Here is a 23965-nt window from a genome sequence, read left to right as displayed (position 1 = left end):
TTGCGAGTGATAGATGAGTTCTGGACTGGAGCAGTGACTCCCCGGTTTCAAACGCTCTATTTCTTCTTGTGATGCCAGACGAAAGCTCTTCGTCCAAACAGGTGATGCAGCGCTGGCTTGAATACCGCCTGCGCATTGTTTTGCTGCGCTTGTTAAATGCGACATGAGGACAGGAATGCAGGCATCGTTCCGGGTTTATCGGTGCGTGAGGTGATCCTCGCCGTGGCTCATGATGCTGCGGGTGCTGCCTGCCCCAGGAGATCTGTCCTGAAAATCAAATTGGGTATAGGTGATAAGCCCTAGTTTTCCGAGCTCAGATCCTGCTGGAACTGTCTTAGTATTACTCACAATCGCGAGAAAAATCATCGCGTTATACCAAAGTAGGAGACAGTGCAGATGACGCCAGCTTGGGTGGTGTTGGCCTCGTTGATTTACGCCGCAATTTTGTTCGCCATTGCCTGGTTCGGGGACAGGAATCCTTTGTATACCCAGCGCCCCTGGTTGCGACCTACGGTCTACAGCCTGGCCCTGGCTGTGTACTGTTCGTCGTGGACGTTTTACGGCGCGGTCGGGTCGGCCGTGCGCTATGGCATTGGTTTTCTGCCTATTTATCTTGGCCCCATGCTGATGCTGCTGTTTGGCTGGCGGATTATTGAACGCCTGGCGCTGGTGGCTCAATCCCAGAACACGGTTTCCATTGCGGACTTCATGGCCAGTCGTTATGGGCGCTCGCAGCGCTTGGCGGCCATGGTGGCGGGGATTGCCGTGGTGGCGGCCGTGCCGTATCTGGCCCTGCAATACAAGGCGGTGGCCTTGAGTTTAAGTGTGCTGGCCGGGACGGAGTTTCACGCCGGGCTGTTTGGTGATCCGGCCTTGTATGTCGCGATTTTGATGGCCTTGTTTTCCATTCTGTTTGGAACACGCCAGGTGGACGCGACCGAGCATAGACCGGGTTTGATGCTGGCCGTGGCCTTTGAGTCCGTGGTGAAACTGGTGGCCTTGGTGGCGGTTGGCCTGTTCGCCTTTCGCTGGTTTGGCAAGACTGAACTGAATATGGTGGGGGCCGTCAGCACACTGTTCGAGAACAGTCCGCCGGTGGGTTTTGTCGGTCAAACCTTGCTGGCCTTTGCCGCGATTATTTGTTTGCCCCGTCAGTTCCATGTGGCCATTGTGGAATGTGGGGACGTGGTGGATATACGGCGGGCGCGCTGGTTGTTTGGGGCGTATCTGCTGGTGGTCAGCGTCATGGTCTTGCCTATTGCTGCGGCAGGTGTCAGCCTGTTTGGCGTCGGGGGCGAGGGCGTGGCGCCGGATAGTTTTGTGCTGGCCTTGCCCCTGTCGCAAAACCAGGTTGGCTTGGCCTTGATGGTTTACATAGGCGGTTTTTCGGCCGCAACTGGCATGGTCATTGTGACCAGCGTGGCGCTCTCAACCATGGTCAGTAATGACTTGGTGATGCCTTTGTTGCTGCGTCGTGGCTGGGCACAGTATCAGCAAAGTACGGTGGCTTCCACAGTGCTATGGATACGCCGTGTCGCCATCATGGCGCTGGCGGGTGTGGCTTACGGCTATTACATGCTCAGCGGCAGCGATACGACCCTGGCCGCGTATGGGCTGATGGCCTTTGTGGCGGTTGCGCAGTTTGGGCCGGGCTTGATTGGTGGTTTGTATTGGCGCGGTGCCAGTCGACAGGGCGTAGAGGCCGGACTGCTATTGGGCTTTGCCATCTGGGTCTATACCTTGCTCTTGCCGACGCTGACCGAGGTGGGCTGGCTGGCGGATGATTGGTTGTATCACGGGCCATTTGGCCTGTCCTGGCTGCGCCCTTATCAACTTTTTGGCGTAGAGGGCTGGGACCCGCTGACACATGGCACTTTCTGGTCCCTGCTGTGCAATATCAGCGCCTTTTTGTGGGTGTCCTGGCGCCGGCGTCCGGGCTTGGGAGAGCGCTTGCGGGCCGAACCGTTTCTTAATCCTTATGCGGAGCGGCAGACCTTGGCGGCCCGTCATTCTTATGGGGATTTGTCGGTCCAGGATTTGCTGCTTTTGGCAGAGCGTATCGTTGGTAAAAAAATGGCGAAGCGGGCTTTTGAAACGCAGGCCAGACAGGCCAAGCAATCGCTGGAGCCTGGTTTGCGGGCGGATAGTTCCTGGGTGCATTTCACGGAGCTATTGCTGGCAGCTGCGGTGGGGGCCGCGTCCGCGCGCCTGGTGCTGACCAGCGCCTTGCGTGGTTCGGGCATGGAGGTGGCTGCCATCATGGCCGTGCTGGATGAGGCGGGGCAGGAACTGCGTTTCAATCGGGATATTTTGCTGGCCACCCTGGAGAACATTGATCAGGGTGTCAGTGTGGTGGATGCGGACATGCGGCTGGTCGCCTGGAACCAGCGCTATCAGCAGTTATTCGATTACCCGCCCAGCATGTTGTACGTGGGGAGGTCCGTAGCGGATCTGATTCGCTTTAATGCCGAGCGGGGCAAGGTCGATGGCGTGGAAAGCATAGGGGTGGAACAAGCCATAGAACGTCGTATTCAGTTCATGCGCGAAGGCTCTTCCTATGTGACTCAGCGTATGTTGAATGACAAGCAGGTGATCGAGCTGCGGGGGCGGCCTTTGCCGGGCGGCGGTTATGTCACCAGCTATAGCGATATCACGCACTACAAGCGCGTGGAGCGCGAGCTGCGAGAGATGAACGACAGCCTGGAGCAGCGTGTCGCGGTGCGTACGCAGGAGGCGGAAAAAGCCCAGGAGTCTCGTACCCGATTCCTGACGGCCGTCAGCCACGATGTGTTGCAACCGATTAACGCGGCACGTCTGTTTGCGTCGGCCTTGCGCGATACGCATGACCTGGCGGAGATGCCCAATCTGGCCGAACGAGTCGATACCTCTTTGCGTACGGCGGAGGAATTGCTGGAAGGCCTGCTGGATATTTCCCGTCTGGATGCCGGAGCCTTGAAGCCGGATCTGGGCGTGATCAATGTGCAGCATCTGCTGCAGCATTTGGCAGACCAATACGCTCCTATGGCTGCAAGACGTGGTATCCAGTTGCGGATTCATGCTCGACCTTTGCAGGTGTATAGCGACCATCGTCTGTTGCGGCGCGTGCTGCAGAATTTCCTGGCCAATGCCTTGCGCTACACCCAGGAAGGACGAGTGGTGTTTGGCGTTCGTGTCCGGGGCGAGGAGCTGGAGTTTCAGGTCTGGGACTCAGGCCAGGGTATCCCGCCACATCATATTCAGCAGATTTATGCGGAGTTTCATCGCTATGAACAAGCCTTCGATTGGGATGGCCGTGGCCTGGGCTTGGGCCTGTCCATTTGCCAACGTATTGCGGTCTTGCTGGGGCACACGCTGGATGTGCGATCCGAAGTGGGGCGTGGCAGCATGTTCTCCATTCGCGTTCCTTTGAGTGACGCTACGCAGGCCAGCAGTCAGCAAAATAACGAGTCCAGCAAGCCTGCCGATGGCTTGCCTTTAACAGGCTTGCGTGTGCTGTGTCTGGATAACGATCTGGATATTATTGCGGGTATGGAAGTGCTGCTGGGGCGTTGGGGAGCACAAATTATCACCGCCAATACGGTAGATAGCGCTTTGGAGAAAATTGCCTTGAGTCCCGATGTCTTGCTGGTGGATTATCACTTGCATGATAGGCTGGACGGCTTGCAGGCACTGCAACTATTGCGTCTGCATCTGCCTCATGCGCAAGGCGCTTTGTTGACGGCGGATGGTAGCGACGAGCTGAAAGCAGCGGCTCGACAGTATGGCTATCTGGTGCTGACCAAGCCGGTAAAGCCCGCTTCGCTGCGAGCTTTTCTGACCGCGCAAATTAAAACGTATTAGCGTCCTGGGATTCGTCCTGGTTCAGGCCAAGATGACTGGCCATCAAGACGGCCTGAGTACGATTGGAAGCACCCAGCTTGCGCAGGATGGCGGTCATGTGCGCCTTGATGGTGGCCTCCGAGACATTCAGTTCGTAGGCAATTTGCTTGTTCAGTTGTCCGGTACTAAGCATCTGCAGAACGCGAAATTGTTGCGGTGTCAGCTCGCGCAATTTCGCCGCGACCTCCCGTTCGTCCAGACTGATGCCCGGAGAGGAAGAGCCGATTTCCGGCAACCAGGTGCCACCATCCAGAACCACCTGCAGGGCTACGCCCAGCGTCTGTGCATCAATGGATTTTGGGATGAAGCCCATGGCTCCGTGATCCATGGCGCGGCGCATGAAGCGTGCCTCTTCATGGGCGGTGACCAGAATGATGGGCAGGCAGGGGTAGGTCGCGCGTAAATGGACTAAAGCGCTGAAACCGATTGCCCCTGGAATATCCAGATCCAGCAAGAGCAGATCGGCGTCAGGATGGTCGTCGACCAGGGGATACAAATTGGAGATACGATCCGCTTCGTAGATGGCCGTGCCGGGAAACAGGTTGGCGACGACGCCTCGTAACGCCTCACGAAATAGTGGGTGATCGTCAGCAATGAGCAGTTCATTCATGTGGGGATTATGCCATGTTCAAGTATCTGTAATGGTGCCTGCCAGGATGAGCTGCACATCAGTAAAAACAGGGCACCGAAATGCCCTGTTTTTTGTCCCTGCGTGCTGATTAAGTCAGCGTTAAAAAGGTTTAGTGAGCGCTGGCGCTGGCAGCACCAATGCCGGTTTGACTGCGTACGGTCAGAGCCTCGAAGGCTTCGCGTTCCTGGGTAGCGCGGGCGCTGTTATCCAGGGTCGAGAACAGCCAGATCGAGAAGAAAGCCAACGGAATGGACAGGATGCCAGGGTTAGGGAAGGGGGTGATGGGCTCGGCAAAACCGAATACATCCACCCACACCGTGCTGCTGAGGACCACCCACACCGTGGCGGTGACCAGGCCCAGAAAACCGCCAATGGTGGCACCACGCGTGGTGCAGCCACGCCAGGCAATCGACAGCACCAGGACCGGGAAGTTGGCACTGGCTGCAATGGCAAAGGCAAGGCCCACCATGAAGGCGACGTTCTGGTTTTCAAAGATAATGCCCAGCAAAATCGCCAGCACACCCAACACCACTGTGGAGATACGCGAAATGCGCATCTGGTCTTTTTCGGTGGCGCGGCCTTTGGCAATGACGTTGGCGTACAGGTCATGCGAAATGGCGGCGGCACCGGCCAAGGCCAAGCCTGCAACCACGGCCACAATCGTGGCGAAGGTAACTGCTGCCAGGAAGCCCAGCAACAGGTTGCCGCCTACTGCATTGGCCAGGTGCACCGCCACCATATTGGTGCCGCCAATCAGGTTGGTCAGCATGTTGAAGGAGCCGTCCGGACCCGTCTGGAAGTACTCGGGATGCTTGACCAGCAAGGCAATCGCACCGAAACCGATGATGAAAGTCAGCAGGTAGAAGTAACCAATAAAGCTGCTGGCGTAGATCACGGATTTGCGGGCTTCCTTGGCGTCCGCCACGGTGAAGAAGCGCATCAGGATATGGGGCAGACCTGCGGTACCGAAGGCCAGTGCAATACCCAGGGACAGTACGTTCAGCGGATTGCTGCTGACGGCAGCGCCGGGCTCAAGAATGGCGTGTCCGGTAGGGTGCGTTTCCACGGCAGCGGCCAGCATGCTGTCCACATCCCAGTAGAATGCTGCCAGAACCAGAATTGTCATCAGCGTGGCACCGAACAACATCAGTACGGCCTTGATGATTTGCACCCAGGTGGTGGCCGTCATGCCGCCAAAGGTGACGTAAATCATCATCAGCGAACCTACAATCACCACGGCCACGTTGTAGTCCAGACCAAACAGCAGCACGATCAGCTTGCCAGCGCCGACCATTTGCGCGATCAGGTACAGGGCGATGATCAATAGGGAGGCACTGGCCGCCAGAATCCGCATGGGGTTTTGCGACAGGCGAAACGAGGTGACGTCGGCAAAGTTGTAGCGGCCCAGATTGCGCAGGCGCTCTGCAATCAGGAACATCACAACCGGCCAGCCGAACATGAAGCCGATGGCGTAAATCATGCCGTCGAAACCGCTGACGTACACCATGCCCGCAATCCCTAGGAAAGAAGCGGCGGACAGATAGTCCCCGGCAATTGCCAGGCCGTTTTGAAAGCCGGTCAAACCGCCACCGGCGGTGTAAAAGTCGGACGTGGTGCGTGTACGGCGGGCCGCCCACCAGGTAATGACCATGGTCCCGGCAATAAAGATCAGGAACATCACAATGGCAGAGGTATTGGCCTGGCCGGAAGAGGCTGCCATGGCATTGCCACTGGCCATGCCAAACAGGCCCAGGCTCAGAAGTAGTTTCTTCATGTCACGTCCTTCATGATTTGAGCCAGCAAGGGGTCATACACCTTGTTGGAAATGTAGACGAAGGTGGACACCAGGACGACGGCACTAATGAGCACAATGGCGGCGCTAAGTACGCCAATGGTCATGGTCATGGAACCGACAGAACGGCTGAAAAGTTCGGGGTCAAAGGCCAGGGTCAAGATAAAACCGGCGTACACAATCACGGTCAAGCCGAAAAAAATCAGGCTCATGCGGTTGCGTCTTCTAAGCAGTTCTTGATAGGCAGGGTGCTGAGTTACTGCCGTCACGACAGTATTGGCTGAGCTCATTCTTATGTCTCCTTATGGGGTTTGATGATTCTTGGCATCGAGGCTCTCTAAACACGGCGTGTACAGAGAGTTGGCGCTTGAGGGCGCTCTGTGTACAGCATGTATAGAACGAATCAACTTTTCCCAACAGGCGACTTTGGTCGTAGATGACGAAGGAGAAGGCTCTGATTTTGGAGCCTTGGTTTAGCTGGGCGGGGCAAATGATGCAGGAGACGCACAGGCACAAGAGCTGGTCTCTTCTGCTCTGAGTAGCTTGCAGAGCTTGAGAAGGGAGTTTTTTGTTAGTTCAAAACAGCGCGTCAGCGGTGGCCAGTTCTTGTTCTGATTCATCACGGCGATCAGCGCCACGTACTTTCAGTATTTCGGACAGCAGCAGATGAGACAGGCTGGCAACGGCCACCGAATTATCAGGCAGCGCTTCAGGCCCAGGCTGGCAGGGAAGGGACCAGCGGGTCTTGGGCCGCTCTTTGTAATCCTGGTCGGTGATCAGCACGATGTCCGTACAGCGTGTTTCCAGGCGTCCGATCAGCTCCGGCATGTGGCTGGGGCGTGGATGCAAATCAAAAACAATCACGACATCCTGGTGCTGAATGTCGGCCAGGTAGTCGGAGACGGTTTGCCCCGCTCCGGGGATAAGCCGTACGCCCGGCATGAGTTTGGACAAATGCCAGTAAAAATGCCCGGCCAGAAAGTAGTTTGCCTGCAAACCCACCAGCCAAACCTGCCGCGCACGGCTGATGGCCTGACTGGCTTCCTGCAGAACAGAATGGGACAGATGCCGATAGGTATTGCCCAGCTTGCTATAGCTTTCCTGCAAGTGTGAGTGCAAGGCGGCCTCGCCCGGAGATAGCGGCTGGTGGACCGAGGTAAAGGAGTCATCCGTTCTTTCCGTGCGAATCTGCTTGCGTGCCGCTTCGTAGTTGGCGTATTCCAGACGACGGATCAGACGTGTGACAGTGGCATTGGAAACTTGGGCCAGACTGGCGAGTTCCGAGGCGTTGTAGCTGGATAAATCACCCGAGAAATCCAGTGTGAATTGGGCCAGACGTCGCTCGGAGGCGGGGAGATCACTAAGAATGGCGCGTACACGATCAAGAAAAGAGATGTTGCTGGTGTCTGGCATGGTGCTGGGCATAGCCCTGTTTTTTTGATTCAGGAAAAGCGGGTGCTGCGGGGAACCAATTGTGGTTCCTGTGTACGGGCAGGGAGTTTCAAGTTCACATCATACCTGAGTACAAGATGCGTTTAATTTCCCTGAAAAACGTTTAATTTTGACTCTGTTTGACTGCTTGTGATTGATTAATCAGCAGTATTTTTTCCGAAAATGAATTAGCCAATAGCTTTGAAATAATCCTGTGCGGCGATCAGGGCATCTGTAAAGGAACCGTGTACAAACTCCGTGCTGATCGCCACCATCAAGTTCGAGGGCAGGCCAAAGTCTTCGATCAGCGCACCATTGCGATCACGCCAGATCTGGCTGGCCGGGTCCAGCACAACTGGGCTGTAGTGCTCGCGTACGGTGTCTAGAACGGTATCGGCGGTAGAGCGGTAGGTAAAAACAGGCAGGCCCTGGGCTACGGCGTAACCGATTTCAAAAGCGGTGCCGGTATCAATCTCTGCGCCTCGAAAGGGCGTGATGTTGGCCAGAACCGCATCGGCTTGGTCCAGCAGACGAATATTATGGTGGTAGATAGCCGAGGCCTCGATCTCTTCCTGATCAACGGGATGCAAGGGCTTGAAGCCAAAGTCTCGTACCAATTGCTTGTGCAGCTTGGCACGCTCGGTGGCATCGCTGAAAAACACATCAGGACCCGCTAAATAGATACGCTTCATCTTGGCTCCTTGTTGATTCGGGGTGAAGGGAAATCGTGCCGGTTCAGGCTGGGCTGCTGGCCGCTGGGGCAAACCGGAATTTGTGAGACATGGCTGTTCTGAACCCATAGCAGGCTATTCGTGGTGGCCATCTGAATGATGATATACGATCCCATCAGCCTGAACATGGCGCTGGGTGTAAGGACCTGGCACGGGTTTGCGGTTTGTCGTTTGGCCTGTTGCTCTAGCGTCACGGATGGTGAGGTGCAGTCTTGTGGTAGGCAAGACTGGCTTGCAGCACATAAGAAAAAGGGACCGATTCAGGTCCCTTGTTTTCCTTGGAGGTTGCGATCTTCAGTTGGCATTACCGCGTCGATACAGACTTAACGCAATACCCAGACCTGCCAGCATGCCAGCACAAGCCCGGTTCAACCAACGCATAGCCTTGCCGGAAAGCAGCCGCATGGCGTGATGGCCACCCACGGCGTAGACAGTCATTAAAGCCATATCAATCAGGGCTGTGACCAAGGCCAGTGTGATGTACTGAACGGCAACTGCTTCTTCCGGACGAATGAATTGCGGCAAAAATGCAGAGAAGAACAGCAGCGCTTTAGGGTTGGACAGGGCAACCAGCAAAGATCGCAGAAAAGCCGCGCGACCCGTCCGAACTTTTTCCGTGGGAGTGTCTGTCTGGATAGAGCTGACCGGAGCGTGCCAGAGACCATAGGCCAGATAGAGCAGATACGCCGCACCTATCCACTTCACCACTGTGAAAAGCTGCTCGGAGGCAAGCAGCAGCGCGCCCAGTCCACAGCCGACAGCAGCAATCAGAATCAGGTCCGAGAGCGCCGCACCCGCAATACCGCATGCTGCGATCCGTTTGCCGCCATGTGCACCATTGTTCAAGGCAAGCAGCATGGTGGGACCCGGCATGATAGTGACGGCCGATACTGCAACGATATACAGAGAAAGGCTGGCTAAATCCACGAAGATTCCTTGGTAAGAGTCTGATTGCAGAAGCATTGAGTGCCTGCGCACTCAAGCATGGCGGCGGGTACTTGGGCTGAGGCAATCAGGCGTTGCTTGATCGGCCTACAAAAAAGGCCAGCCTGAATGGCTGGCCCCTTGTGCGTCAAGATATCAAATCAGGCACGGCCTGGTTCGAGTGTTGCCGCAGCGGTAAACAGCACGTCGGTCGAGGAGTTCAAGGCCGTTTCTACCGAGTCTTGCACCACCCCAATCACGAAACCTACACCAACGACTTGCATGGCGACATCGTTGGAAATTCCGAACATATTGCATGCTAGTGGAATCAGCAGCAAAGAGCCACCAGCAACACCCGATGCACCGCAAGCTGCAATGGTAGCCACCAGGCTCAGCAGCAGGGCGGTAGGCAGGTCAGCCGGGATTTCCAGTGTGTGCACCGCAGCCAGCGTCAGGACGGTAATCGTAACGGCAGCACCGGCCATATTGATGGTGGCACCCAGTGGAATTGAAACCGAGTAGGTATCTTTATGCAGGCCCAGGCGTTCGCACAAAGCCATGTTCACAGGGATGTTGGCCGCAGAACTGCGGGTGAAAAAGGCTGTGATACCGCTTTCACGCAGGCAGGTGAATACCAGCGGGTAGGGGTTGCGACGAAGCTTGGCAAACACGATCAAGGGGTTGACGACCAGAGCCACCACCAACATGCAGCCTACCAACACGAGCAGCAGCAAACCGTATTGGCGCAGCGCATCAAAGCCGGACTCGGCAATGGTGACGGCTACCAGACCAAAAATACCTAGCGGCGCAAAGCGAATGACCAGGCGCACCAAGGACGACACGGCATTGGCCATATCGGTCAGCAGGTCGCGAGAACCTTGCGAGCCGTGTTTCAGTGCCAGGCCCAGAGCAATAGCCCAGGCCAAAATGCCCATGTAGTTGGCGTTGAGCAAGGCATCAACCGGGTTCACCACAATGCTGGTCAGCAGATCCAGCAATACCTCAACGATATTGCCAGGAGGGTTCAAGGTGGCATCGGCCAGATCCAGCTTGAGCTTGACGGGGAAGGCGAAGCTGGCGATTACGGCAATCAGTGCAGCCAGGAAGGTGCCCAGCACGTACAAGAGCAAAATAGGACCCATGCGGGTGGAGGACTGGGCTTTTTGGTTGGCAATGGAAGACATCACCAGAACAAACACCAGAATTGGCGCAACCGACTTCAAGGCAGAGACAAATAATTGGCCCAGCAGGGCGATCGAGTGCGCGGCATCGGGAGCAAAGCGTCCCAGCAAAATACCGGCGACCAAACCGATCACAATTTGAGTAACAAGACTGCCGTGCAGGATAAAGCCTAATGGGCCTCTGGCTTGATTGGCGGGATGGGCCATGAAAAGCGACTCCAAACAAATGGGTAGGCGTGAAGTACGTGAAAAACGCTCTGGCGAGGACTCAGCCAGAGCGCGGAAGAGGGTTATTCTAGCACCAGGTGCTATACATTTTGTAGCCGATGTGATATGGTTGCTAATCCACATGGGGTCGACATGGCTTCGACGTGGGTCAAGAAGCAGATCAGGGCGTGTCGAGCACCAGTACGCTCGTAAATCCACTGGAAAACTACAAACGCCAACGACGAGCGTTTCGCTCTAGCCGCTTAAGGCTGGGCCACTGCACTAATTTGTCTTTGGGTTAGGTAGGGCAACCTACAGCAGTGTTATTTACAAAGAATCGAATCGGCCTGCGCCACGAAGTCCGGTTCTAAAACTTAGTGGATCGCCAAGGAAAGGCCTGTCAATTGGCACAGTCCAAGGTTAAAACTTAAAATTAATTGACTACACATGTAGAACTGTCTGTGGACGGCTTGCGGACGGGGGTTCAATTCCCCCCGACTCCACCAAGATATCCCAAGAAACCCAACAGCTTAACGGCTGTTGGGTTTTTTGTTTTCTGCTTGCCCAACAAGGCTTCAGCGTCATAATGATCCTTTCGTTTTATGGACAAAAGGAGATCGACATGTCTCGTTGGGTGTTCTATTCCGCGCCAGGGACCTGCGCGCTTGCCACTCATATTGCACTGCATGAAGCAGGGGCTGACTTTGATGTGGTCAAGCTGGATTTTGGTGCGAATCAACAGCAAAGCCCGGAGTTTCTGCGCGTCAATCCCAAGGGGCGTGTGCCGGCACTGGTGACAGAGCAGGGGGCTTTGACGGAAACTCCGGCTTTGCTGGCTTTTGTGGCGCAGAGCTTTCCGGATGCCAAGCTGGCGCCTGTGAATGATCCTTTTGGATTCGCCCGTATGCAGGAGCTGCATAGCTATCTGGCGTCCACGGTGCATGTGGCTCACGCACATAAGCGCCGTGGCTCTCGTTGGGCCGATGATCCAGCGGCGGAAGAAGCCATGCGCGCCAAGGTGCCGCAGAACATGACGGTTTGTGCGGCTTATCTGGAGTCCTTGATTGTGGGTCCCTGGGTGTTGGGCGATCAGTTCAGCGTAGCTGATGCTTATCTGTATACAGTAGGTGGTTGGCTGGAGGGGGATGCAGTCGATATGAGCCAATTTCCCAAACTAAGTGCTTATCTGGAGCGGGTAGGGGCGCGTGAAGCCGTGCGCAAAGCGGTAACCGAGGCCGCTGCCTGAACGGCATTCTTTATATGCGTTGCGCTGTGTTCGGCATGGCGTAACGCCTTTCTTCCTATTCCCGAATCAAAATCGTAACAAACATAGTTTCATGAGTTGACCTGTTTTTCTCTAATACGTAACATGAAAAGATACGTTAAAGAGAAGGTGAATTTATGGACTTCGACATCATCATCGTCGGTGGCAGTTTTGCGGGTCAGGCTGCGGCGATTCAATTGGGTCGGGCGCGGCGGCGCGTACTTTTATTGGACGCGGGACAGCCCCGGAATCGCTTTGCCCAGGCCTCTCATGGTTTTCTGGGGCAAGACGGGCAGGCTCCGGCGGCCATCATGGCGACGACAAAACTTCAGCTTGCGAAGTACGAGACGGTCGAGCAGCGAGCCGGGCGTGCTGTGGAGGTTCATGCCATTGAGGGTGGGTTTCAGCTATTGACCGAGGACGCCCAGACAGTCCGTGCGAGTCGCCTGATTCTGGCCACTGGCGTCAAGGACAGCTTGCCTGATATTCCCGGTGTGCAGGAACGTTGGGGCAGCAGCGTGCTGCATTGTCCTTATTGCCATGGCTTTGAGCTGAACCAGCAGCCGTTGGGTGTGTTGGCCAGCAGCGAGCTGGCTATACATCAAGCCATGCTGGTGCCAGATTGGGGGCCGACCACTTTGTTTACTCAAGCTGCATTTACACCGAGTGCAGAGCAGGAAGTCCAACTGATAGCGCGTGGCGTGCAGATCGAAAAGACACCGATTGCAGAGCTGTTGGGAAGCAAGCCTGGGCTGGAGGCAGTGCGTTTGCAGGATGGCAGAATCGTGGCTATTTCCGGCCTGTTTGTAGCGCCCAAAACAGAGCTGGCCAGTGACCTGGCCATACAGCTGGGTTGCAAGCTGACAGCGGGCCCTACGGGGTCTTTTATTGCTGTGGACCCCATGCAGCACACGTCCGTGCCGGGTGTGTTTGCGGCCGGTGATGCCGCCAGTCCCATGGCTAATGCCACCATCTCTGCCGCTGCGGGGGTAATGGCGGCGGGTGGGGCACATCATTCCTTGATTTATGGCTTGGCGGAGCAGGCTGGAGCCAGCTCGGAAAAGGCTGCATGAGGCCAGAGCAATGTCCAGCGCCAAACTCCACGCAGACCGAGTAATGGCATAGGGTGTACCCATGCCATTGCTTACCACCCGCTCAGGATTTCAATGAAGACACCCACTTCCGTCCAGCCCTTTAGCGATCCTGCATTGGTCGCCCGGTATGCCGATACAACACCACAGCGCATTCCTGGCTTCCATGATCTTCATCGCATGGCCTTGATCCTGCTTTCCGAACGAGCAAAGAGCAATGCCAGGATTCTGGTTCTGGCAGCAGGTGGCGGGCTGGAGTTGAAGTCTTTTGCGCAAGCCCGTCCAGATTGGTGGTTTGCGGGAGTCGATCCCTCGCAAGCCATGCTGGATCTGGCGGCCCAGGTGCTAGGGCCTTTGGGTTCGCAAGTCGATTTGATACCAGGCTATGTGGACGATGCCCCGTTGGAGCTGTTTGATGGTGCTACTTGTCTGCTGACTCTGCATTTCTTGTCAAAAGCAGAGCGCTTGTCGCTGTTGAAGTCCTTGCTCGCACGCTTGAAACCGGGGGCGGCGCTTGTGGTGGCCCATCATTGTCGGCCAGAGGAGGGGGCAACTGAGGACTGGCTAGCCCGATCCATCGCCTTTGCTACAGGGACGGAAACTACGGCGGAAGCGATAGGTTCTGCATCAAATATGGCCCGGCATTTGACGCTGTTAAGCCCGCAGGAGGAAGAGGGTTTGTTGCGGGAGGCGGGGTTCACCGCACCAGCCTTGTTCTATGCAGGGCTCTCGTTCCGGGGTTGGGTAGCCTATGCGGATGATCAGGCATAATTGCTCAGCCTTTGCTCTTGTATTGATTCTGCCCTGAACCAAGCAGAGCCTGCAGATTATTGCTCCGCCATTTTCCTGTCCAGCTCTGCCATTTCTGCCTTATAGAGTTGCTCAAACTCAGCCAATAGCTCTGCCAGGGGGATGGCTTCCAGCCTTTGCATGACCAGGGTTTCCGCTTCCTTGAGCACATCGCCCAAGGCGGCGTTAACCACTTTGGCGACACCGCAGCTTGGGTTCTCGTTCTCGTGGCCGATAAAGAAGATACGCGGTCCCCCAACCGCCTTGTGTATGTCCAGCAGCGTGACTTCTTGCAGATCACAGCTTAGTGTCCAGCCGCCCCCGTGGCCTTTTTCGGAGCGCACGTAACCCGCCTTGCGTAAGCCCGCCATGGTGCGTCGGACGACCACAGGATTGGTGCTGAGCATGGTGGCGATTTGCTCGGAGGTAAATGGCTGATCGTGCCTGGCCATGTGCAGCAAAACATGCAGCATGCGGGAGAGCCGACTATCACTTCTCATATTCTTGACCTTGTAATGCACCGGGGAAGGAAGGGGGGAGGGTGTCCCGGTGCACGATGTCACATTATAAGTAGCAAGAAGGGGATAGTCCGAGCGGGGTGGTTTGTACTTTGCAGTTGGCCGTCCCCTTGCTTATTTCGTGGCCTCTTGTGCCCGTTTGTCTACTGCCACCGCCTGCATCGCACTGCCAATGAAATGATCTCCCTGGCTGATTAATGCTGCTGATGCGGCCTCCACATCCCGAGCCTCCTTATTCTGGCTCAGCTTGGTTTTGCCGATCAGCCGAGTGATCTCAATTTCAATTCCGACAATGGCTTTCAGCATGGCGTCGATATAGTCCTTGGGGCCATCCGTCATCTTCCAGGGCACGGGCTGGCTGGCTTCGTGGATGCGGGTCAAACGTGCCACGGCACCGCGAACATAGCGTTCTTCATCGCGTATTCTTACTCGCCCATAGGCGTGTACCACGATGTAGTTCCAGGACGGGACTTGCTTGTGTGTTTCCAGTTTGCTTGGAAACCACTGTGGGGAGATGTAGGCGTCTCCTGCACGGAATATCACCATCACTTCGTCGCCGTTTTCCAGGTCTTGCCAGACGGGATTGTTTCTGGCGACGTGGCAGTGCAGTACTCCTTGTGCACCTTCCTGGGGATGCAGCATGAAGGGCAGGTGATTCGCGCTTAATCCGCTTTTGCCATGGGCGACCAGAATGCCCAGGGGATGCTGGGCGATCAGCTCGTGCAGTGGTTCAGGCCGGGATTCATTGAAGTGAGCGGGGATATACATCGTTGTCTTTCTTGGCTTGGGATTCAGGATCAATGTGTCTATTATTGGTCTATTCTGGATCATTAATCTGTACCAGTTTGGCGCTATTTTTATGGACCACAATTCATGTCTCGTACTGCTCATAATCCAAAGATTCCTTCCCTTGGCGAACTGGACCGAAGTGCAGGGGGCCTGGGCCGTCAGTTGGCGCAGAAGTTGCGCGAAGCAGTAAAAAACGGTGCGCTCAAGCCGGGTGAATCCTTGCCCTCCACACGAGCCTTGGCAGCGTCTTTGGGTGTCGCCCGTGGCACGGTCGTAGAGGCTTTCGAGCAACTGATTGCCGAAGGTTTTCTGGAGTCCTCGCTGGGCGTAGGTACTTACATCGCTCACTCGCTGGCCAATCCCGAAACAAGGCCGAAGAAGCGCAGGGTGGCATCGCTGCCCGCCCAGCCTGCACCACTTGCCGCCCAGCCATTCAATACGGTTGCGGCTCAATTTCAGCCTTTGCCCTCTGCCCCGTTTGCCGTGTCGATCCCCTTGGGTGCCGCCGCGCCAGGCCCCATCTGGCGACGCTTGGGGAATCGCTTGCGGGCCCATGGTCAGGGCGCGCCGGGTGGTTATGGGGACCCTCAAGGCGCCTTGCCATTACGAGAGGCTATTGCAGAGTACGTGCGCCGGTCACGCTCGGTGCGCTGCGAGGCGGAGCAGGTCATTGTGACGACGGGTACACAGCAGGGCTTGTTTCTGGCTTGTCTGGTGTTGATGGGCAGGCAGGATTTTGCCTGGGTAGAGAACCCCGCCTATCCCGGTATTACCGCGATCTTGAATACGATAGGTTCGCCGGAACGGATGGTTCGTGTACCTGTGGATGAAGAGGGGCTGGATGTGGCTGCGGGCATACGTTTGCAAGCAGATGCGCGGCTTGCCTTTGTCACTCCCTCGCATCAATATCCTTTGGGCATGCCCATGAGCATGGCGCGGCGCAATGCCTTGTTGGCCTGGGCACGCGATAGGTCCGCCTGGATTGTCGAAGATGATTACGACAGCGAGTTCCGCTACAGTGGCCATCCCTTTCCTTCCTTGCAGGGCCTGGACCCGGAGCGAGTGGTCTATCTGGGGACCTTCAGCAAGGTGTTGTTTCCCTCGCTGCGCCTGGGCTATGCGATTGTGCCGCCGCAGTTGGTCCAGGCTTTTTGCGGAGCGCGCGTTCTGCTGGATCGGCATCCGCCCAGTGCAGACCAGCATGTCTTGGCCAGCTTTATTTCAGAGGGGCATCTGGAGCGCCATATTCGGCGTATGCGCGGGATCTACACCCAATGTCGTAACCACCTTTTTGAGATTGTGCGCGAGGTTTTGCCCAGTGACTTGGCCAGCTTGCAGCCAAGCGATCAAGGCATGCATTCCGTCTTGTGGCTGGCCTCGCCGGTTGATGATGTGGTGGTGGCGCAGCGGGCCATGAAGGAAGGCGTGGCAGTGCGTCCCGTCTCACCCATGTATCACGCTGGGCAGGGGCCTTCGGGACTGATTCTGGGTTTGAGCGCATTCAGTCCCGAGCAGATGAAGGAAGCGGCGCAGAAGCTGGCGCGCATTATTTCTGAGCTTGCCCGACCTTCCAGAACCAAACGAAAGTCCTGAGTGCTGTTCTCGACAAGTCTGTGGCAAGAGCCGGCATGAGTCAGACTTCTGCCATTTTCCTGAAGTGGAAAACTCCACCCATTGTTTTCCCGTACGGACCTCAAAGAGCTGTTCAAGAAGGCGCTGGCAGCAATGAGGTGCGGGTCGCTTCTTGAAGGGCCCTACCCATATTGCGCAAGGTGTCGGAGCGGATAGCCGCATGTTGCCAATACAAAGGCACATCCAGCCAAAGGCCGGGGGCGACTAAAGCCAGCTCTTCGACGGCCAAGGCATCGCTGACCATGGAGTCGGGTGCCAGACACCATCCCAGGCCCAAAGCCGCTGCTTTCACAAAGCCGGTGGAGGTGGGCAGGTAGTGGATGGGAGGGGCTACGGATTCATTCGTGATTTGGCGTATAAAGCGCCACTGTAATTCGTCCTTGCGGTTAAAGACGATCATGGGGGCTTGAGCCAGGGATGCTGCGTCTATTCCCCATCCAAAATGGCGGGCCACAAACTCGGGAGAAGCAATGGCCTGATAGCGCATGATGCCCAAGGCCTGCACCTCGCAGCCTTGAAGGGGGGCAGGTTCGGCAGTGACCGCACCCAGCACGGAGCCATTGCGTATCAATTCCAGTGTGTGGTCCTGATCATCCACGCGCACATCAAACAGGTAGCCATATTCCTGACTTAGCCGGGACAAGGCTTCCAGAAACCAGGTGTCCAGCGAGTCACTATTGACCGCAATGGCGATAGGCCGTCGTGGGCCATTTTGCTCTGGCAGGAAGTCTGCGACGGCCTCGGATTCCAGAACCTGCATGGGCCGTACACGGCGCAGCAGCAACTCTCCCGCCGGTGTTGGACGACAAGGCGGCTGGCGCAGGACCAGCACTTGCCCCAGTCTGTCCTCCAGCGCTTTGATACGCTGCGAGATGGCTGAGGTGGTGATGTACAGCTTGCGCCCGGCTGCTTCAAAACTGCCTTCTTCCAGGACGGCCGTAAATGCTCGTAGTTGTGGGTGCAGCAGATCCATAATTGGCTTGTTTGATTAATTATTCTTAATTAAGTGAAGAATAATTAGCTTTTCTTAAACTGTAAATGACAGCACCATAACGCAGTTTTTCAATTCTGTGGATGGCTGGCATGTTCTTCTCTGTTGTTGCAACTGGCTTTCTGACGGGGGCGGGCCTGATCATGGCTATCGGCACTCAAAATGCCTTTGTGTTGCGACAGGGCTTGGAGCGTAATCATGTGGGGCTGGTGGTGGCAATCTGCGCGCTGGCCGACATTGTCCTGATTCTGGGGGGCGTGGCTGGCATTGGTACGTTGGTACAGGAATGGCCTGGTTTGCTGCAAGTTCTGCGCTTTGGTGGCGCGGCTTTTCTGGCCTGGTATGGGCTGCTGGCCGCGCAGCGGGCCTGGACGGGTAAAGGAAGCCTGATGGCCGGGCAGGGGAGCGAGCGCAATCGACGCCGTATCTTGCTGACCTGTCTGGCGTTCACCTTTTTGAACCCCCACGTCTATCTGGATACGATGGTGCTGTTGGGCAGTCTGTCCACGCCTTATCCCGGTAACTTGCAGTGGGCATTTGCTTTGGGGGCCTGTGCGGCCAGTGCCAGCTGGTTTCTGGCCTTGGGCTATGGGGCGCGGTTGCTGCAACCTGTGTTTCGTCAGCCGTTGGCCTGGCGTGTACTGGATGGCAGCATCGCTGTTTTCATGCTGGCTTTGTGTGCTTTATTGCTGTTGAGGCCTTTGCATTAAGCCTTGGACTCCTTAGAGATTTTCTGTGGATGCGATTGCTGCCTGGATAACAGCCCGCTGCACAGGCTACAGAAAGTCAGTTTTTTTGAATCAAAAGATAACTGTCTGAACTTTAGAGCGGCTTTCTGAAATTAAATAGGCTTTAGGGAAGAGCTCGTACCTAATGAAGTCTTGGTTTTTGAACCTTCAATCAGGAGAAAACTATGAATGTCGTGAAGATGCTTGCCTCTGCTGCCTTGATCAGTAGCCTGGCTGCGCCGGCGTTGGCGCAGGATGTGAAGCGCCATCCTATTCCCAATTCGGATTTCCCGATTCTGACGGCAGTGGAAGTGCCTGCCGGTAAAACCACGGTGTACTTGAGCGGTACCGTTCCCGCTGTGCGCGACAAGTCGGCTGATGCAGCCAGCACGGCAGCCTATGGCAATATGCAGCAGCAAACCGAGTCCATCATGGAGCAGATCAAGGCTCAACTGGAAGGGATGGGCATGTCGGTAGGGGACATTATCAAGATGCAGGCCTTCCTGGTTGCTCCGGAGGGTGGCAAGTTGGATTTTGACGGCTTCATGGCAGGCTATTCCAAGTACTTTGGAACCAAGGAGCAGCCAAATCTGCCTGTGCGATCAGCCATGGCGGTCCAGGCTCTGGTGAACCCAGGCTGGCTGGTCGAGCTGGAGGTGACGGCCGTGCGGCCTTGATCGCCGCCAGATTTTTCTTGAAAAGGATGTGTTGTGATCTCTATTCGTCCGATTCAGGGGCGGGAATGGCGCACGTATCAAGCATTGCGTCTTGGCGCCTTGCGTGATTGTCCCGATGCATTTGGGAGTACCTATGCCGTGGAGTCCACACATCCAGAGCATTTCTGGCAGGAGCGGATTCAAGCTGCTTGTGCGTCCGAGACGGACCGCGTCTTGTTCGCTGAAAAAGAGGGGCAGGCTTGCGGCCTGGTCTGGTGCAAGTTGTCTGTCTCAGAGCCCGTTCTGGCCGATATTTATCAGATGTGGGTGGCGCCGTCGGCGCGAGGTTTGCGAGCGGGTTTTGCTCTGCTGGATACCGCAGTGCAATGGGCAAAAAGCAGGCAAGCAGCCTGTGTTCGCTTAGGCGTGACCCTGACGAATGAAGCAGCCGTCCGGCTATATGAGAGTTACGGCTTTGTGCCCAGCGGAGAGCCCGAGCCTTTGCGTGAGGGTTCGTCCTTGATGTCGCAGACCTTGGTGCTGGATTTAGCAGACTGAAGCCCAGCTGATACAGACAGCCCCTTGTCGAATCTGACAACAAGGGGCTGTTTTTATGCCTTGCCGGATCTGTTGAGCAGTCAAGGCATAAGGTCTGGATTACTCCAGGTTCAAGGCTTGGCGCAGCTTGTGGATTTCCGCTTGCCAGACCTCTTGCAAGCCAGGCTTTTGATGCTTGGGCTTGCGTGCCAGATCAGCCTCCAGTTTGCTTTCCAGTTCAATCAGTTGCTCCAGCAATGTGTCGTCGCTGGAGGGGGCTGATTGAGCCCTTGTTGTGCTCCCTGTGCCCGGACTGAAGACTGATGAGGATTCCTCTGGCTGATCTGTCTGGACCAGAGCAGCATACAACTGCGTCAAGCCCTGCATTTCCGTCAAGGAACCTTCGTCCACCAGCCAGAAGCGATTGCAGCTTTTCTCCAGCAGCTCCCGGTCATGGGTGACCAGGATAAAACCGCCTTTGAATTCGCACAGTTCCTCTGCCAGTTCTTCCTTGCCTTCCAGATCCAGGTGGTTGGTTGGCTCGTCCAGAAAGAGCAGATGATAGTTGGCCAGCGACAGGGCAATAAACATCAGCCGAGCACGCTCGCCACCACTCAAGCTATCCACTTTCTGTGCATGCCGCAGATAAGGAAAACCGGCACTGATCAGCGCCATTTTCCTGACATCGTCCGGCAAGGGCGAAAAGTCCTGCAAGGCATGCAGCAAGGTCTTGGAACCATCCAGTTGCTGTTGGTCCTGGTCGTAATAACCAATGCGGCATTGCGGGTGAAACCTCAGCCCGTCCATGTCCGCCTCGTCCTGCCAGTAGCGCCATAGCTGACGCAATAAAGAGGATTTACCGCAACCATTGCGACCGACCAATCCGATGCGATCCCCGCTGCGCACTTGCAGGCCATGGGCTTGAAAGAGAGCAGGCAGGTTCTGTGCCGGGCTGACGACCATATCTGCAATATCCAGTAGGCGATCTGCCTTCATGTCCAGGCCATGCAGCTGCAAGGTCCAGGGTGTGCCATCCGTCAGATCGGTCTGGTTTTCACGCAGTTTGGACAGGCGCTTTTCCATGCTTTGGGCTTTGCGGGAAAAGGTCTCGTTGTCGTAGACCTGTCCCCAGATAGCCAAGCGTTTTGCGCTTTGTTCGATGCGATCAATTTCCTTTTGCTCGCCTTGGTAACGACGCAAATCCGCCTCGTCTCGATTGCGCAACGCTTCACGCGCAGCCGAGCAGGGCAGAGAGAAAAAAGACAGCGTACGATCGCGCAAAATAATGGTGCTGTTGCACACGCGATCCAGCAAGCGCTGGTCGTGAGAGACCAGCACAAATGTGCCGCGCCAACTGCTTAGAAAGCCTTCCAGCCAAAGCAGGGAAGGCAAGTCCAGATGGTTGCTGGGTTCGTCCAGCAAGAGCAGATCAGGCTGGGTAATCAAGGCCCGTGCCAGCAGCAGGCGAGTGTATTGCCCACCACTTAAGGCACTGACCTGGGTATGCCAGTCCAGTTCCTGAAAGCCCATCTCGCCAAGCAAGCTTTCTGCGCGCCAGGCATCCGTATCGTGCTGCTCTGCGGGCAGGGCAGCCAGTACGGCGTTCAGCAAACTCAAGGCGTGCAGATCCGCTGGCAGGTATTGCTCAACACGCGCCAGAATGCAGTGGTTTGCTAGTGAAATACTGCCTTGCCTGGGCGTCAGTTCGCCGCAAAGCAGGCTGATTAAGGTGCTTTTGCCACAACCGTTGTGGCCTATAAGTCCCACTCGATCTCCGGCCTTGATAGTGAAGGCAATTTCTTTGAATAAAGGACCGGAAAGGGTTTCGTAAGAGAGTGAGTGGACCGACAGTAATGTACTCATGACATGCTCAAGTTTCTTGGGTGCGCGGGTACAGCGCATCCTCGTCAATAGAAGCTGACGATAATTCTTGAGGCCTGAGTGAAGTCCTTCAGTAAGTTAATGCTTCGCTCAAGTCTAGATTATCGCGCTGCGAAATCGAAAACTTGAGCCGTTCTCTATACCAAAGAAGAGTGCATAAATGAATGTGCACATAGGTGTAGGATCTCCTCTTAATCAATGGGTTAGCCATGCTTGAAGCGGGTACAAAAGACTTGTTGAATCAACAAGCTTGTGGCCTCAGGGCAGGGTAAGGACTGGTTGTGCCTGGGAAAGAAAGACGGGTATGAAACACCGTTCGTCCCGACAAAACCGCAAGAGTGTGATTGTAATCAGGAAGCAGAACGATAGAAAACCCAGGAGTTGGTTTTTGGAGGGGTGTGTAGCATTCAAGATGCATTGTCCCTGTAGTAGCAGGGGCGTGCCTGACGGGTGTGTCACTGGCTACTGTGCCTTCATCTGGCCGCAAGGAACTGGTTTTTAGACTGTTTTTCGGTGTTCAGGCACCTGCTTGCAAGCTTCTGGATGGTTTGTTCCGCAGTAAAAAAAGCAGAATTATTACCATTTTAAAAATAGAGTATGACCATAATCTATCCTTGCTTTCCCAGGAAAGCTGTGCAAGGATAGCTGCCATCCATAATCTATTTACGCGGGCAGCGACGCGCACTCACACACTTTCTGGAGAGTATTCGGATGAGCCTTAAAGCACCTGTCTATCTTGAGGATCTGGCCCTGGGAATGGAGTTTCGCAGCGCAGAACATGCTCTGGATGAAGCGCAAATTATCAGCTTTGCCCGCCAGTTTGATCCGCAGCCTTTCCATCTGGATGCAGAGGCGGCCAAGGGCACGTTCTTTCAGGGGCTGGCCGCCAGTGGATGGCATACCGCCGCCATTACCATGAAGCTTTTGGTGGACAGCCTGGTATTCAGTCAGGGGATTATTGGTGCAGGCGGGCAAATCGATTGGCCACGGCCTACGCGCCCTGGCGATGTCTTGCATGTGCTCAGTAAAATCATCGACATTCAGCCCTCCCGCTCCAAAGCGGACAGAGGCATGGTGGTGGTGGAGTCTCACACCCTGAATCAGAACAATGAGGTGTGCCAGCGCCTGATTGCCAAGCTGATTGCCTTTCGTCGTCCGGAGGTTTGAATGGGGCGTGTCTCGCGTGAGCAGGCCGAACGCAACCGCGAGCGTGTGCTGGAGACGGCTTGCCGACTGTTTCGCAAACATGGAGTGGAAGGGGTCTCGATCGGGGACATCATGAAAGAGGCGGGCTTGACGGCAGGCGCTTTCTACAAGCAGTTTGTCTCCAAGGAGGCTTTGATTGACGAGGCCTCCCGATTTGCTTTTACCCAGTCTTCCGAATCCTGGGAGCGTATCAACCAGCGCTATGAACAGGACGCCGTGCAAGGGTTTCAAGCCTTGATGCGGCGATATTTCAAGCACCGTCCTCAAACCCAAAGCTGCCCGATCCTGGCCTTTTCTTCCCTGGCCAGCGGCCTGCCTGCGGATGCGCAGACCACGGCAATTTACAGTGAAGGCGTAGAGAGCTTGTTTGAGCAGTTTCGTGGCGTTGCCATGCAAGCGTGTGCCGAGCAGACCGAAGAGCAAGTCATGCTCTTGTTTGCCGCCATGTTGGGGACAGGGATGATCAGTCGGGCCATGGGCGATACCGCGTTTACGCAAAGTATGCAGGCTGCAGTATTGGCCGCATTGCCTGGCAGTGAGTCCGATTAGCACGATTAGCCTATCGATCAAGGCGACAAGCGCTTGCGTATCAGGCTTGTTCGGGCAGTTGCGCCACTACCTTGATCTCGAACTGAAAGCCTGACAACCAAGGCACCCCTACACCTGTCAACGCCGGGTAGGGCGCATCACCCCAGTAGTCCGGCAGAACCTTCCACAGGGTTTCCAGATTGGCTTCCGGGTTCACCAAAAACAGCGTCACATCCAGCACATGAGCAAAGCTGCAACCTGCTGCGGCCAGCACGGTATTGAGGTTCTCAAAGGCCAGGCGTATTTGCTGTTCCAGGTCCGGCTCGGGTGAGCCGTCTTCGCGGCTGCCGACCTGGCCAGAAATAAACAAAAAGCCATTGGAACGAATCGCCGGTGAGTAGTGACCACGCTCATACAAGGCTTGGCGTTCGGTGGGGAAGACGGCTTGGCGTAAGGTAGTCATCATGCTTTCCAGTGCCTGCTGGGCAGGTGAAGTTCATTGAGCTATGCACTGTAGGTCTTGTGCGTGGACAGATAAACGCTGGATGGCAGACAACACTATTTCTATAATCCAAACAA

The 23965-nt window shown here is 55.7% G+C and carries 22 protein-coding genes and 1 other RNA gene; 11 read left to right on the top strand and 12 right to left on the bottom strand.

Features of this window, described 5'->3' with window-relative positions:
• Positions 1 to 396: 396 nt before the first annotated feature.
• Positions 397 to 3840, top strand: a complete 3444-nt coding sequence (locus OSH04_RS03225) for a hybrid sensor histidine kinase/response regulator (protein WP_022983262.1) — start codon at positions 397 to 399, stop codon at positions 3838 to 3840.
• Here OSH04_RS03225 and OSH04_RS03220 read toward each other — a convergent pair.
• The 7 genes from OSH04_RS03220 to sstT all read right to left on the bottom strand — a co-directional run bounded on the left by OSH04_RS03220 (position 3827) and on the right by sstT (position 10776).
• On the bottom strand, positions 3827 to 4489 hold the full coding sequence (locus tag OSH04_RS03220; RefSeq protein WP_035272636.1) for a response regulator transcription factor: 663 nt from the start codon (positions 4487 to 4489) through the stop codon (positions 3827 to 3829). The two genes, OSH04_RS03225 and OSH04_RS03220, sit on opposite strands and share 14 nt — an antisense overlap.
• A 130-nt stretch (positions 4490 to 4619) precedes the next feature.
• Positions 4620 to 6284: a cation acetate symporter gene (locus OSH04_RS03215; RefSeq protein WP_035272637.1), complete on the bottom strand. Its 1665-nt coding sequence runs from the start codon at positions 6282 to 6284 to the stop codon at positions 4620 to 4622.
• A complete protein-coding gene (locus OSH04_RS03210; protein ID WP_009456280.1) occupies positions 6281 to 6592 on the bottom strand; it encodes a DUF485 domain-containing protein in 312 nt (103 codons plus the stop codon). The genes OSH04_RS03215 and OSH04_RS03210 overlap by 4 nt, the downstream gene beginning before the upstream one ends.
• A 286-nt stretch (positions 6593 to 6878) precedes the next feature.
• Positions 6879 to 7727 (bottom strand): MurR/RpiR family transcriptional regulator, encoded by an 849-nt coding sequence (locus OSH04_RS03205; RefSeq protein ID WP_052159451.1) that lies wholly within the window; start codon positions 7725 to 7727, stop codon positions 6879 to 6881.
• Positions 7728 to 7921: 194 nt separating this feature from the next.
• The gene (locus OSH04_RS03200) at positions 7922 to 8425 is read right to left on the bottom strand and encodes a nucleoside 2-deoxyribosyltransferase (protein WP_009456284.1); all 504 of its coding nucleotides are present in this window, start codon (positions 8423 to 8425) and stop codon (positions 7922 to 7924) included.
• A 333-nt stretch (positions 8426 to 8758) separates the two neighbouring features.
• Positions 8759 to 9391: a LysE family translocator gene (locus tag OSH04_RS03195; protein WP_266107934.1), complete on the bottom strand. Its 633-nt coding sequence runs from the start codon at positions 9389 to 9391 to the stop codon at positions 8759 to 8761.
• A 158-nt stretch (positions 9392 to 9549) separates the two neighbouring features.
• Entirely contained in the window at positions 9550 to 10776 is a 1227-nt protein-coding gene (gene sstT, locus OSH04_RS03190) for a serine/threonine transporter SstT (protein WP_239054458.1), read from the bottom strand.
• A 144-nt stretch (positions 10777 to 10920) separates the two neighbouring features.
• Here sstT and ssrA point away from each other — a divergent pair.
• The 4 genes from ssrA to OSH04_RS03170 all read left to right on the top strand — a co-directional run bounded on the left by ssrA (position 10921) and on the right by OSH04_RS03170 (position 13902).
• Positions 10921 to 11282: a transfer-messenger RNA gene (gene ssrA, locus OSH04_RS03185) on the top strand.
• Positions 11283 to 11398: 116 nt separating this feature from the next.
• Positions 11399 to 12022: a glutathione S-transferase family protein gene (locus OSH04_RS03180; RefSeq protein ID WP_257112078.1), complete on the top strand. Its 624-nt coding sequence runs from the start codon at positions 11399 to 11401 to the stop codon at positions 12020 to 12022.
• Between the two features lie 155 nt (positions 12023 to 12177).
• Complete coding sequence (locus OSH04_RS03175) at positions 12178 to 13113, top strand: NAD(P)/FAD-dependent oxidoreductase (RefSeq protein ID WP_266107933.1); 936 nt, start codon at positions 12178 to 12180, stop codon at positions 13111 to 13113.
• A gap of 93 nt (positions 13114 to 13206) precedes the next feature.
• Positions 13207 to 13902 (top strand): class I SAM-dependent methyltransferase, encoded by a 696-nt coding sequence (locus OSH04_RS03170; RefSeq protein ID WP_266107932.1) that lies wholly within the window; start codon positions 13207 to 13209, stop codon positions 13900 to 13902.
• A 56-nt stretch (positions 13903 to 13958) separates the two neighbouring features.
• Here OSH04_RS03170 and OSH04_RS03165 read toward each other — a convergent pair whose 3' ends face one another.
• A complete protein-coding gene (locus OSH04_RS03165; protein WP_197314042.1) occupies positions 13959 to 14420 on the bottom strand; it encodes an Rrf2 family transcriptional regulator in 462 nt (153 codons plus the stop codon).
• A gap of 132 nt (positions 14421 to 14552) precedes the next feature.
• Entirely contained in the window at positions 14553 to 15206 is a 654-nt protein-coding gene (locus tag OSH04_RS03160; protein WP_266107931.1) for an FMN-binding negative transcriptional regulator, read from the bottom strand.
• A gap of 105 nt (positions 15207 to 15311) precedes the next feature.
• Here OSH04_RS03160 and pdxR point away from each other — a divergent pair, with 105 nt between their 5' ends.
• Positions 15312 to 16820 carry a MocR-like pyridoxine biosynthesis transcription factor PdxR gene (gene pdxR / locus OSH04_RS03155; protein WP_266107930.1) on the top strand — a complete coding sequence of 503 codons (1509 nt, stop codon included), beginning with the start codon at positions 15312 to 15314 and terminating at the stop codon, positions 16818 to 16820.
• A gap of 112 nt (positions 16821 to 16932) precedes the next feature.
• Here the strand turns inward: pdxR and OSH04_RS03150 are convergent, their stop codons facing one another.
• Positions 16933 to 17832, bottom strand: coding sequence for a LysR family transcriptional regulator ArgP (locus tag OSH04_RS03150; protein ID WP_266107929.1), 900 nt, complete (start codon positions 17830 to 17832; stop codon positions 16933 to 16935).
• Between the two features lie 110 nt (positions 17833 to 17942).
• On the opposite strand from OSH04_RS03150, the gene OSH04_RS03145 reads away from it, so the two are divergent.
• From OSH04_RS03145 to OSH04_RS03135, 3 genes are all read left to right on the top strand, one after another.
• The gene (locus tag OSH04_RS03145) at positions 17943 to 18560 is read left to right on the top strand and encodes a LysE/ArgO family amino acid transporter (RefSeq protein ID WP_266107928.1); all 618 of its coding nucleotides are present in this window, start codon (positions 17943 to 17945) and stop codon (positions 18558 to 18560) included.
• Between the two features lie 203 nt (positions 18561 to 18763).
• Positions 18764 to 19255, top strand: coding sequence for a RidA family protein (locus OSH04_RS03140; protein WP_009456291.1), 492 nt, complete (start codon positions 18764 to 18766; stop codon positions 19253 to 19255).
• Positions 19256 to 19288: 33 nt separating this feature from the next.
• On the top strand, positions 19289 to 19792 hold the full coding sequence (locus OSH04_RS03135) for a GNAT family N-acetyltransferase (protein WP_266107927.1): 504 nt from the start codon (positions 19289 to 19291) through the stop codon (positions 19790 to 19792).
• 99 nt (positions 19793 to 19891) lie between these two features.
• Here the strand turns inward: OSH04_RS03135 and OSH04_RS03130 are convergent, their stop codons facing one another.
• Positions 19892 to 21634 (bottom strand): ABC-F family ATP-binding cassette domain-containing protein, encoded by a 1743-nt coding sequence (locus OSH04_RS03130; RefSeq protein ID WP_266107926.1) that lies wholly within the window; start codon positions 21632 to 21634, stop codon positions 19892 to 19894.
• Positions 21635 to 22363: 729 nt separating this feature from the next.
• Here OSH04_RS03130 and OSH04_RS03125 point away from each other — a divergent pair.
• Both OSH04_RS03125 and OSH04_RS03120 read left to right on the top strand, forming a co-directional pair.
• Positions 22364 to 22819: a MaoC family dehydratase gene (locus OSH04_RS03125; protein ID WP_035272656.1), complete on the top strand. Its 456-nt coding sequence runs from the start codon at positions 22364 to 22366 to the stop codon at positions 22817 to 22819.
• Entirely contained in the window at positions 22820 to 23407 is a 588-nt protein-coding gene (locus OSH04_RS03120; protein ID WP_088450381.1) for a TetR/AcrR family transcriptional regulator, read from the top strand. It abuts the gene before it with no gap.
• A 40-nt stretch (positions 23408 to 23447) separates the two neighbouring features.
• On the opposite strand, the gene OSH04_RS03115 is transcribed toward OSH04_RS03120, so the two are convergent.
• On the bottom strand, positions 23448 to 23849 hold the full coding sequence (locus OSH04_RS03115; RefSeq protein ID WP_022983255.1) for a RidA family protein: 402 nt from the start codon (positions 23847 to 23849) through the stop codon (positions 23448 to 23450).
• Between the last annotated feature and the right edge of the window lie 116 nt (positions 23850 to 23965).

Origin of the sequence: Alcaligenes nematophilus (assembly GCF_026344155.1) — a bacterium.
Classification (GTDB): domain Bacteria; phylum Pseudomonadota; class Gammaproteobacteria; order Burkholderiales; family Burkholderiaceae_B; genus Alcaligenes; species Alcaligenes phenolicus.
The sequence above is the reverse complement of the archived record's forward strand: the minus strand, read 5'-3'. Positions and strand labels throughout refer to the sequence as shown.